Raw genomic sequence first — 12,038 nt, forward strand, 5'->3', positions numbered from 1 at the left:
ACTTTGCTACCCACTCCTTTTCCCCCTGCAATATTACATTGTATGGCTGTATTGATGAAAATATTTGTATAATGCCTGTGTTCCACTTTCAGCTTCTCCAAGTGCCGAAAGTCGGCTATATAGACTTTCTGCTAATTGTAGGCCTGGCGTTTCCATTCCCATTGCTTTTGCTTCTTCTAAAGCAATTTTCATATCCTTGATAAAATGCTTAATATAAAACCCTGGCGCAAAGTCGCCTTTCGTCATTCTTGGAGCAAGATTGCTTAAGGAGAAGCTTCCTGCAGCACCAGAAGAAATACTTTGTAATACAGTATCAGGATTTAAGCCTGCTTTTTCAGCATATACGATTGCTTCACAAACACCTATCATATTAGACGCAATGGCGATTTGATTACACATTTTCGTATGTTGGCCAGCACCAGCAGCACCTTGATAAACAATATTTGTACCCAAAATTTCAAAAACAGGTTTTAAATCAGTAAATGCTTCCATTTCTCCTCCAACCATAATGGAAAGCTTTGCCTCTTTTGCTCCGATATCTCCACCAGAAACAGGTGCATCTAATACATGTATTTGGTGTTTTTTTCCTTCCTCAAATAATCTTTTAGCTAAACTTGGAGTAGAGGTTGTCATATCAATGGTATAACTATTTTCTTTAGCATTTGCGATGATGCCATCTTTACCAAGATAAACTTCTTCAACATCTGCTGGATAACCGACAATCGTAATGATTATATTTGCTTTTTGAGCAACTTCTTTTGGTGTATTTGCCCATTCAGCCCCTAGTGAGAGCAATTCATCCGCCTTTTGTTTTGTTCTGTTATAAACTAAACAAGCGTAACCGCTTTTTAATAAGTTTTTTGCCATACTTTTACCCATAACACCTGTTCCGATAAACCCAATTGTACTATTTTCTTGTGATATCATGCTTAATCTCACTCTCCATATAGTAATTATTAATTATGTATCTTATTTAATCATAGCATAAATTACCATTCATTAGGTAAATATTATGAATATTCATAAATATGATTTGTCCAACATTTTGTTCCTAACAATTAATATAGAATGATCAATTCTTTTCAGCATGAATAGAATTTTCTTCAAATGAAGGGAGTCTTTACTTTTAATATGGAAGACATAAAGCCAAAGTTTGAGGAATGAAAAAAGAGACTGTCCAAGGGGTCTGATTTTCCTCCTATTATTCGACAAATGGGAGGAATTTTGACCTTATCCTATTGGACAATCTCTTAAAATAAGAATAGCTTAAGCAACTTATATAGCTAAAGTGCCTGTACTTATACTAAATATTTTTTTTAAGAAAGTTTTGCTGCAGCTTTTACTGCTTCCATTACTTCTTCTGTTGTAGACATTTGTAATGCTTTTGATGCTAACTCTTCCATTTCTGCTTTTGAAAGGTTTAAGATTTGTGATCTTGCTTTTAAAATAGAAGTTGCACTCATAGAGAACTCATCTAAGCCTAAACCTAATAATAATGGAATTGCTGTTTCATCTCCAGCCATTTCTCCACACATACCAGCCCATTTTCCTTCTTTATGTGCTGCGTCAATTACCATTTTAATTAAACGCAAAATTGATGGGTTATACGGTTGGTATAAATAAGAAACTCTTTCGTTCATTCTGTCTGCAGCCATTGTGTATTGAATCAAATCATTTGTTCCAATACTAAAGAAGTCAACTTCTTTCGCAAATTGATCTGCAAGAACTGCTGTAGAAGGAATCTCTACCATAATTCCAAGTTCAATTTTTTCTGCAACTTTTGTACCGTTTGCAACTAAGTTTGCTTTTTCTTCTTCTAAAAGCGCTTTAGCAGCACGGAACTCATTTAGTGTTGCAATCATCGGGAACATAATTTTTAAATTTCCGTAGGAACTAGCACGAAGCAACGCTCTTAATTGTGTACGGAAAATGCCTTGTTCTTCTAAACATAAACGTATCGCACGGAAACCAAGGAATGGATTCATTTCTTTTGGCAAGTCCAAGTATGGAAGCTCTTTATCTCCACCAATGTCCAATGTACGAACAACTACTGGGTTCCCTTTCATTCCTTCAAGAACTGCTTTATACGATTCGAACTGCTCATCTTCTGTTGGAAGCTGATCTCTTCCCATATACAAGAATTCTGTACGGTATAAACCTACAGCTTCTCCACCATTATTAACAACACCTTCTAAATCATTAGGTGTTCCAATATTTGCTGCTAATTCAACATGAACGCCATCAGCGCTTACAGTTTTTTCATTCACTAATTTAGCCCATTCAGCTTTTTGCTGTTCATATTGTTCAGCTGTTTTTTTGTAGCTTTCTACTACTTCAGGTGTTGGATTAATATGAATTTCTCCTTTTAATCCATCTACAATAACTAAATCCCCGTTTTTAATTTCTTCTGTTGCTTTTTTTGTACCAACAACAGCAGGAATTTCTAATGAACGAGCCATAATCGCAGAGTGAGAAGTTCTTCCACCGATATCTGTTGTAAACCCTTTAACAAATTGGCGATTTAATTGTGCTGTGTCAGAAGGTGTTAAATCTTCAGCAACCACAACTACTTCTTCAGAAATCATGCTAGGGTTTGCTAAATGTACTCCTAATAAATGTGAAAGTACACGCTTCGTTACATCACGAATGTCAGCAGCACGTTCTTGCATATATTCATTATCCATAGATTCGAACATTGCAATAAACATATCTGTTGTTTCTTTTAATGCAAATTCTGCATTAATTCCGTCTGTTTTAATTTTATCTTCAATAGGTGCGATTAATTCAGGATCACTTAAAACTAATAAATGTGCTTCAAAAATAGCTGCTTTGTCAGCACCAAGCTCTTGATTTGCTTTATCGCGAATAGCCCCTAATTCTTCTTTTGATTTCGCTAACGCTGATTGAAAACGGTTAATTTCATTTTCAGCATTATCTATTGAAGCCTTTTCAAAAGAAAGATCTGGTTCAACTAAACGATATGCTTTTGCAATGGCAATTCCGCTGGATGCTGCAATTCCATTTAAAAAACTCATTACTCTGCTAAACCTTCGCTTTTCAAAGTATCAGCTAAACCATTAATTGCATCCTGTTCATCGCTACCTTCAGCACTGATCTTAATTTCCGCACCTTGACCAATACCTAAAGACATTACACCCATAATTGACTTAAGGTTAACTTTTTTCTCTTTAAATTCTAAATGAATTTCAGAATCAAACTTGCTTGCTGCTTGTACTAAAAGTGTAGCAGGACGAGCATGAATCCCTGTATCAGCAATAACTTTAAATTGTTTTTCTACCATAAAAAATCAAACTCCTTTAAAAAAAATTAAATAAGATGTATTACTTTACACTAGCTTTTAAAACTTAAACAACCTTTTATAATAGTCAAGAATTGTTTAACCCATAACTAATATATAATTTAATAGTTACAATTGTAAACCGTAAGCTAAAAAGATGTGAAATTTTCGTGAAATTTGCCTCGTCACATCTTTCATTTGACTATCATATTTTCTTCAAAATAATCTAAATAATGTAAGGAAATGAAAATAAGTATGTAGGCGCTTAAGTTTTACAAAAAGACATCTCAAAAAAAGGATAGCATTTCTTCCTTGTGGAGACAATGAAAAATTCTTGTTAAACAGAAAATATTCCATTAAAATTTAACGAAGTTGTCATATAATGATAGACATATCATTTATTGCTGAGCGGTTTACATAAATATTTAAAAAAGCTGTGGTGGAAAAAATGAGATATAAACGTGATGAACCATTCCGATTCCAATTTAAAGAACCAATTGAGGCAACATTTACATTCCATACAACGGATAATACATCCTTATCTAAACCTGGAAATGCAGAGATCATTGATCTTAGCCCAAATGGCTTAAAATTTATTTCTGAATTAGATTTGCCTGTTAATAATGAACACCTATTATTCTGTTTTACATTTAAATTAAATAATAAGGAGTTTATTATTCCTGGAAATATCATTTGGAAAAAACCAAGATTAAATCAGTTTTTATATGGGTATGAAGGAAAAAATGATGAAGGTACAAAAAAAAGAATTGTAGAAATGTTAAAAGAATATGTTAAATATAATTAATTTTACCTATTCAAAATTACTGACTAAATAATGCAAAACGTTTCAGACTGATTGAAATACTTGTTTCAAATAGATATTATTTGGATAAATATGTAAGCCAAATGAGTGAGATCAAGCTATTGTCAACAGTCTGAATTCCACTTTAACTTCTCGGTTCTTTTAGATAGCGATACGTAACATCTCCTCCACGTTCTGCTATACCAAAATAATGTTTAAAATCATCCCTTTTCACAAGATGTTCACGGAACGATAAAAATTCTTGTTTTCCAATGGTGATTTCTTCTATATCACCACTTTTTAATTGCTCAAGAATCTCCTTCACCTTAGCTTCTACCATTTATGTACCCTCTCCTCTCTAGTTGAATACTATAAAGATTGTCGAACGAATACTGTTATATTTAAATTGAAAACAGCCTTTAAAAACAATAGCCCCGACAAAGGACGACTTCTTTTAAAGAATGGTCTTTCCGATATTAAAACGATCATCTAATGAATGATAACATTTGTCAACAGCATACATTAGTATGATATACTATTTTTCAATATGATTTCAGAGGATGTTCAAAAAGGCACCAAATGATAAGCGGCGAATCTCTTCGTTGGCTTGCTTTTCCGCTACTCACGTATCCTAAATAGAGGATCTTCAACGTTGCTCACGTCCTGTGAGCAACGTTGAAGTCACCACATCCTGTGGAAGTCAGTTGCTCAAAGCTACGCCTCCTCGACCTACTTGCTTCTAATTTGTTACCTTTTTGAACACACTTCTTCAGCACCTTCATTCTCACCTGAATTCCCAGACTATTCAGATGAAAATGTATGCATCATTTAATGCTAGTAAACATACTATACATAAATTCTACTTATTTATTAATTATAGACAAATATCATATTTCTTTACGAATAAATTCTAATAGTGCAAACTATAACTACAGAATTTATATAAAATTTGGAAAATTAAGGAGTGGATGTCAGTGAAAAGAGCCGAGATTGGGAATATAATTGAATTTAGAGGGTTGCAAGGTATAGTCGAAAAAGTAAATGAAAACTCTGTAATTGTCGATTTAACATATATGAACAATTATCGTGATCTTGAATTAGAACAAAGAACCGTCGTAAATCATAAAAACTACAAAATTATTAAATAGAAAAGCGGAAGCGCCTTGGTCAGCCCTGAAGAAAAATGTTCATTTAACTCGAAAAGCGCTTTTAACTTTTAGAGGACAAAGGGTTATTTTTCACAAGGGCTAGGCGCTGGAGCTAGACATCTGTCAGACTTCAGAAAAATTTCTTTCTTATCTTTTAAAAAACTTGTTTCAGTATGCTGAAACTTCGGAGAATCGGGGCTGTCCAATAAGTCATTTTCCGGCTATTGGATGCCCCTTTTTATGTTCAAGAATACTGATATATCAACATTCTTGATTTTCAATTTTCAATAGATTTACCCTTTTGGGACAGCCCCGATGAAGTCTCCCATGCGAAACTTTCATATCTAACAAATGTGTTTGATGATTGATTATCGATTCTATTCTGATTTATTCAGAAAGCTCTTTTTTTGTTTTCACTTTCCCATGAGGTTTTTGTTTTTGTTTTCTTACAGTCCACTCTCGTTCTTTTTCTCTTTGTGATTTTGACATAATAGCCTCCTTTCTCTTTACGTAGGTTAATCTTTTTTCCGTTTTTTATCCTCGCCTTTTATCTTTTTTTGCTTATCCTTTCTTCTTAAAATTTGACTGTTTTCATAGAGATTGTTGCTTTTAAAAATTCCATTCACAAAATGTTCTTTTTTTAGTTATTGACCGTAAGCAGAAAAACTGTTACCATCACAATATATTTCATATATGAATGGCACGCGATGAACGTTATGGATCAAACTATAACAGGAGCAGCTTCTGGAGAGACCGTACAATGCGGCACCGAAGGATTCACAATCTCAGGTAAAAGGACAGGAGGGTAACTAATACATACTTTACGTAATGATTCGTTATTCTAGCTGATAATTGACCAGGAAGATTGGAGAAATCCAGTCTTTTTTTTCATTTTCTTCATACTACCAAAATGGATGTCTATTCCTCTACGTGTCGGAAAAAAGTCATTTCCTAAATGTGCATGCTCAAAAAGAAGGACAATCAAAGCAGAAAAGGTCGAAATGCAGAAGTCACGAAACGCAAAGGCATAAACGGTGCTGTGCGAAGACTGACGTTCGACCGCTATGGCTCTCGGACTTTTTGAACACCCTCTATATGAAAAAAAAATGTTCTTATTAAACTATCCTATTTTGTTAAAGCTATGGTGGCAGGTGCATTATGCACAAGCTCAACATATTCTGTTAACAAAGCAATTATTTAAATGAGGTGACAAATATGCAACAACGACGTGCTGTTGTAAGCGTAATAGGTAAGGATCAAGTTGGTATAATAAGTAAAGTAACAACCGTAATATCCAATAATCACATTAATATTTTGGATATTAGTCAAACGATTCTCCAAGATTTTTTTACAATGATGATGTTAGTTGATATTTCAAAAAATGAAAATCTTGATGAATTGCGTAATCAATTTGAAGAACTCGGAAATGAGCTTCATTTAAAAATAAACATTCAATTAGAAGAAATCTTCCAGTCTATGCATCGGGTTTAAGAAAGAAGGGAATAATATGAAAATCGCATTAAACGAAATGATGGAAACCATTAATATGGTTCAAATGGAAAATCTTGATATCCGAACAGTAACGATGGGAATTAGTTTATATGATTGTGCAAATTCAGATTTTGATAAACTAAACGATGCTGTCTATAAAAAAATTACTTCTTATGCAAGCAAGCTGACAGAAGTTGCAACCGCAGTGGAACAGGAATACGGCATTCCCATTATCAATAAACGTATTTCCATTACTCCAATTGCAGAAATTTTAGGAAATGCAACGGTAGAACAAGCAGTTACATTAGCCAAAACATTAGATAAAGCAGCAAAAACGCTTAATGTTGATTTTATCGGCGGCTATTCTGCCCTTGTACATAAAGGAATTACAAAAGGAGATCAAACACTGCTAGATGCATTGCCAGAAGCATTAACTGTTACAGATCGTGTATGCTCTTCTGTTTCTGTTGCTACAACTAGAACAGGAATTAATATGGATGCCGTTAAACAAATGGGCAATATTATTAAAGAAGCTGCCGAAAAAACAAAGGATAAAAATGGACTTGCCTGCGCAAAGCTTGTTGTGTTCTGCAATCCTGTAGAAGATAACCCATTTATGGCTGGTGCATTTCATGGCGCTGGTGAAGGCGAAGTTGTTATTAATGTAGGTGTAAGTGGTCCTGGCGTTGTCTTAAATGCCCTAAAAAAATACCCTGAAGCAGATCTTGGGGAAGTGTCAGACATCATTAAAAAAACAACCTTTAAAATTACTCGTGCCGGAGAATTAATCGGACGTGTTGTAGCAGATCGTCTTGGCGTTCCTTTTGGCATTATGGATCTTTCCCTTGCGCCAACAAACGCAATCAATGATAGTGTTGCCGAAATACTAGAAGAAATCGGTTTAGAGCGTGTTGGTACACATGGTACTATCGCTGCACTTGCATTAATGAATGATGCGGTAAAAAAAGGCGGAGCCATGGCTAGTTCTTACGTTGGAGGCTTAAGCGGTGCATTTATTCCTGTAAGTGAAGATAATGGCATGATTCGTGGAATTTTAGATGATAGTTTAAGTTTATCTAAACTAGAAGCAATGACTTGTGTATGTTCCGTTGGCCTAGATATGATTGCATTAACTGGAGAAGTATCACCAGCCACTTTATCTGCCATTATTGCTGATGAAGCAGCAATTGGTATGATTAACAAAAAAACAACAGCAGTCCGTGTTATACCAGTACCAGGTAAAAAAGAAGGAGAGATTGTTGAATTTGGCGGTTTGTTAGGAAGAGCTCCTGTTATGGGTGTCAATCCATTCAGTTCTGCAAAACTAATTGATCGAGGCGGCCGTATTCCATCTCCATTACAAGCACTAATAAACTAAATATCAAGTCTTTTCAGTGCCATAAAAGCAAGGTCCCCCTTCTTTTGTAGAAAAAGTAATAATTGCAGAAACTTCAGGCTGACCGAAAACGTTTATCGCATCACAGCGTGAAGCCTTGGGAGGAGCGGCGGGCAACAGGATGTTGGTCAGAACGACGTTGTCACAGGACGTGACGTACTTAGTCGTTCATCCTCTGTTACCCAGTAATGAGCATCCAAGCAAGGTGAACAACGAAGAAAGCGAGCGTTTCTCGACAGCCTGAGGATATACCCCTTCTTTTATGTCGCTTTTAATTCGCTTTATCTTTCGGAATTGGTTTTATCCAAAGCAGCAATAAAAAGAGCAAACTGATGTATCCAAATAAAGGATACAGCCATGATAACAGTTTCCCGTAATGGATAAAGCTAATCACATACGAAACGAAAAAAATACAGGCAATAATAAGAATGCTCGGAAGTTTTATATAACTGCTTACTTGTCTTTCCAAACCATACACATTTCCAATAACAGATGTAAATATCTCTCCATAAATAACCAAAATATAAATCCAAGAAAGCTCTGGTGCTAAGCTTTTCATAATTGTTGCCATTGGTATTGCATAACTGTTTACATCTTGCAGCATCATTAGCGTAAAGTGACTGGATATTAATATGAACATTAAAGCAATACCGCCAATTAACCCTCCCCATTTAACCGTTTCATCATCTCCAATTTCAGAAGCAGCTGGAACCAGGACTGCAATGGCTAACGATAAATTAAGAGCCGTGTAAGAAAACGGTGCAGCAAAAGCCTTCCACCCACTATTGGAAAAAGTAAATATATGAAGAAAAAAATCTGGAAGCTGAACGGATAAAAAAAATAACATAAAACTAAAACTAATCATGATCGGAACAACAAATGTATTTACAGCAAATAATCCTTTCATCCCTACCATCATAACAAGCACGGATAAGCCAATGGTAAAGATCACTCCAATTCCTTTACTTATTCCCAATTGTTCTTCGAAAACGGCCCCAGCACCTGAAAGCATGACTGCACAAACCCCTACTAACATAATTAACATGATACTATTTATACATGTTCCTATTACTTTTCCAAATAAAAAAATAGTAAACTCTTGATAAGAATTTGCTTTTATTTTCACAGAAATTCTCATAAGTTTCGAACCTAAAAAGGCAAATATCGTGCCGCTGATTAAGATGCCGATTAAACCGATCACGCCAAATTGTGAAAAGAATTCTACAATCTCTTTTCCTGTTGCAAAACCGGCACCAACGACGGTTCCAACATAAACAGCAGCTAACTGAAAGGCTGCACTCCATTTGTTTTTCACATATTCTCCTCCCCTTACTTACACTATATGTATAAAAGGACAAACAAAGACGAGCTTTTTTATTGATTTATTCTGCTTATTTTTACATAATAGAGCAAAGCTTTGTTGTAAGCTGCCAACAATTGATCTTTTTTTCAATACTCCCCTACATCTGACTTCCCTAAAGCCATTTTGCTACTGGTAGTAATGCTACAATCTAGAAGAAAAATTTGCTCGATTTAGCCTTTTCTATCTATTTCCATCTTTTTCTTAAGCAAAAATATTGAAGATCAAAAAAGGTCAAAGTATAATAAGTATATCAAAGGTCAAAAATGATCAAATCCAAAAGGAGGAAATTTATATGAAATGTCAAATTTGTCAAGAAAATAACGCAAATGTAAGTGTACGATTTGTATGGAACAATGAAGAACACCAATTTAACCTTTGTCAAAGCTGTTACCAAAAAGAAAAACAAAAATTGACATCTAATCCTAATTCATTGTTTTCCGACTCTTCCCCTTTTGATGATATATTTAAGTCGTTTAATCAAACAGGGGCAATGAAGTCAACGAACCAAAATCCTACTAGAAATAGTACGAATGGCATCCTTGAAAAATTCGGGAAAAATTTAAATAATCTTGCAAAAGCAGGCTTGATTGATCCGGTAATTGGAAGAGAAAATGAAATAGAACGTGTTATAGAAATTTTAAATAGAAGAAATAAAAATAATCCTGTTTTAATTGGAGAGCCAGGCGTTGGAAAAACAGCCATTGCAGAAGGTTTAGCATTAAAAATTGTAGAAGGCTCTGTACCAAAAAAATTAAAAAATAAAAAAATTATTTTATTAGATGTAGCTTCACTTGTCACAAATACTGGAATTCGCGGGCAATTTGAAGAACGTATGAAACAGATAATCCAAGAAATTCAAAATAGAAAAAATGTTATTGTCTTTATCGATGAAATTCATCAGCTAGTCGGCGCAGGATCTGCTGAAGGTTCGATGGACGCAGGGAATATTTTAAAACCAGCATTAGCACGAGGAGAACTTCATATAATTGGTGCTACTACTTTAAAAGAATACCGTCAGATAGAAAAGGATGCAGCACTTGAGAGAAGATTCCAGCCTATACAAGTTTCAGAACCATCTGTTGATGCAGCCATTTCCATCTTAAATGGTATTAAAGATAAATACGAGCAATTCCATGAAGTGAAGTTTACAGAGGAAGCAATAAAAGCTTGTGTAGAATTGTCACATCGTTATATTCAAGATCGTTATTTACCAGATAAAGCGATTGATTTATTAGATGAAGCAGGGTCAAAAATGAACCTTTCATCCAATTACACAAATACAGAAGAAATCGAAAACAGATTAGCTGAAATTGCAAAAGAAAAAGAGCTTGCATTAAAAGAAGAAAATTACGAACAAGCAGCGGTTATCCGCGAAGAAGAACAACGATTAGAAAAAGCGTTAAATCAGCCAAATATCGAAGAAAAACCTATCGTAGACCTATCGTTAATCCAACAATTAATTGAGAAGAAAACAGGTATCCCTGTGGGGAAACTGCAACAAGATGAACAGCTTAAAATGAAAAATTTAGCGGATCATTTAGCTACAAAAGTAATTGGTCAAGATGAAGCTGTTAGAAAAGTAGCTAAAGCAATAAAAAGAAGCAGAGCAGGCTTAAAAGCGAAAAACAGACCAATTGGAAGCTTCCTATTTGTCGGACCTACTGGAGTCGGAAAAACAGAATTAACGAAAACATTGGCAGAAGAATTGTTTGGCAGCAAAGACAGCATGATCCGCTTGGATATGAGTGAATACATGGAAAAGCACAGTATTAGTAAAATCATCGGTTCACCTCCAGGATATGTTGGGCATGAAGAAGCAGGCCAATTAACAGAGCAAATAAGAAGAAATCCGTACAGCATTATATTGTTAGATGAAATCGAAAAAGCACATCCTGATATTCAATCGATTTTTCTGCAAATTCTAGAAGACGGACGCCTAACAGACAGCCATGGCCGAACAGTCAGCTTTAAAGATGCTGTTATTATTATGACAAGCAATGCAAGTGTTGGCACGAAAAGAATCGTCGTAGGATTTGAGAATAATGCAGCATTGGAAGAAAGCAATTTATTACAATCTTTAGGAAATTTCTTTAAACCAGAGTTTCTGAACCGTTTTGATGCTATCATTGAATTCAAATCGTTAGAAAAACAACATCTACTTCGCATTACAGATCTATTATTAGAAGAGTTGGCCATTACGTTAAAAGACCAAAATATCACGCTTTTTGTTACAGATGAGGTAAAAGATAAGTTAGTAGAATTGGGAACGCACCCTAGTTTTGGCGCACGCCCATTAAGAAGAGTAATTCAAGAACATTTGGAAGATAATTTAGCAGACTTTATTTTAGAAGAACCGGACACAAATCATTTAACAGCAGTAATAAAAGATGAAAACATTGTAGTCGAAGCTGTAAAAATACAACAAAACCTTAATAAATAGTAGCATATGTATGGAATCAGCTACTTTGGAGCACATACTTCTATTCAGGATATAGAAACTTTTGAATAGTTATCATCTAAAAGAAGAGGGAACCACTTTG

At 34.8% G+C, this 12,038-nt stretch carries 11 protein-coding genes and 1 riboswitch; of the genes, 5 read left to right on the plus strand and 6 right to left on the minus strand.

The annotated features are described in order from the left end of the window. Window positions 1-33: 33 nt before the first annotated feature. From ACTXGU_RS17510 to ACTXGU_RS17520, 3 genes are all read right to left on the minus strand, one after another. Window positions 34-927: an NAD(P)-dependent oxidoreductase gene (locus tag ACTXGU_RS17510; protein ID WP_443482821.1), complete on the minus strand. Its 894-nt coding sequence runs from the start codon at window positions 925-927 to the stop codon at window positions 34-36. Window positions 928-1,316: 389 nt separating this feature from the next. Further along, window positions 1,317-3,035, minus strand: a complete 1,719-nt coding sequence (ptsP, locus tag ACTXGU_RS17515) for a phosphoenolpyruvate--protein phosphotransferase (protein ID WP_443482822.1) — start codon at window positions 3,033-3,035, stop codon at window positions 1,317-1,319. After that, window positions 3,035-3,301 (minus strand): phosphocarrier protein HPr, encoded by a 267-nt coding sequence (locus ACTXGU_RS17520; protein ID WP_443482823.1) that lies wholly within the window; start codon window positions 3,299-3,301, stop codon window positions 3,035-3,037. The genes ptsP and ACTXGU_RS17520 overlap by 1 nt, the downstream gene beginning before the upstream one ends. A 445-nt stretch (window positions 3,302-3,746) precedes the next feature. Between ACTXGU_RS17520 and ACTXGU_RS17525 the strand changes: the two genes are divergently transcribed. After that, window positions 3,747-4,103: a PilZ domain-containing protein gene (locus tag ACTXGU_RS17525; RefSeq protein WP_443482824.1), complete on the plus strand. Its 357-nt coding sequence runs from the start codon at window positions 3,747-3,749 to the stop codon at window positions 4,101-4,103. 142 nt (window positions 4,104-4,245) lie between these two features. Here the strand turns inward: ACTXGU_RS17525 and ACTXGU_RS17530 are convergent, their stop codons facing one another. Beyond that, window positions 4,246-4,440, minus strand: coding sequence for a hypothetical protein (locus ACTXGU_RS17530; RefSeq protein ID WP_443482825.1), 195 nt, complete (start codon window positions 4,438-4,440; stop codon window positions 4,246-4,248). A 634-nt stretch (window positions 4,441-5,074) separates the two neighbouring features. Here ACTXGU_RS17530 and ACTXGU_RS17535 point away from each other — a divergent pair. Continuing rightward, complete coding sequence (locus ACTXGU_RS17535) at window positions 5,075-5,248, plus strand: YkvS family protein (protein WP_443482826.1); 174 nt, start codon at window positions 5,075-5,077, stop codon at window positions 5,246-5,248. A 387-nt stretch (window positions 5,249-5,635) separates the two neighbouring features. Here ACTXGU_RS17535 and ACTXGU_RS17540 read toward each other — a convergent pair whose 3' ends face one another. Continuing rightward, a complete protein-coding gene (locus tag ACTXGU_RS17540; RefSeq protein ID WP_443482827.1) occupies window positions 5,636-5,737 on the minus strand; it encodes a DUF6254 family protein in 102 nt (33 codons plus the stop codon). A gap of 245 nt (window positions 5,738-5,982) precedes the next feature. Further along, a riboswitch (glycine riboswitch) is annotated at window positions 5,983-6,059 on the plus strand. Between the two features lie 404 nt (window positions 6,060-6,463). Between ACTXGU_RS17540 and ACTXGU_RS17545 the strand changes: the two genes are divergently transcribed. Continuing rightward, window positions 6,464-6,739: an ACT domain-containing protein gene (locus ACTXGU_RS17545; protein ID WP_443482828.1), complete on the plus strand. Its 276-nt coding sequence runs from the start codon at window positions 6,464-6,466 to the stop codon at window positions 6,737-6,739. 16 nt (window positions 6,740-6,755) lie between these two features. Further along, complete coding sequence (locus tag ACTXGU_RS17550) at window positions 6,756-8,117, plus strand: PFL family protein (protein ID WP_443482829.1); 1,362 nt, start codon at window positions 6,756-6,758, stop codon at window positions 8,115-8,117. Between the two features lie 289 nt (window positions 8,118-8,406). On the opposite strand, the gene ACTXGU_RS17555 is transcribed toward ACTXGU_RS17550, so the two are convergent. Beyond that, window positions 8,407-9,450, minus strand: coding sequence for a YkvI family membrane protein (locus ACTXGU_RS17555; RefSeq protein ID WP_443482830.1), 1,044 nt, complete (start codon window positions 9,448-9,450; stop codon window positions 8,407-8,409). 340 nt (window positions 9,451-9,790) lie between these two features. Between ACTXGU_RS17555 and ACTXGU_RS17560 the strand changes: the two genes are divergently transcribed. Then, window positions 9,791-11,938: an AAA family ATPase gene (locus ACTXGU_RS17560; RefSeq protein WP_443482831.1), complete on the plus strand. Its 2,148-nt coding sequence runs from the start codon at window positions 9,791-9,793 to the stop codon at window positions 11,936-11,938. Window positions 11,939-12,038: the final 100 nt, after the last annotated feature.

This window comes from Niallia sp. 01092, from assembly GCF_052318935.1.
GTDB lineage: Bacteria > Bacillota > Bacilli > Bacillales > Cytobacillaceae > Niallia.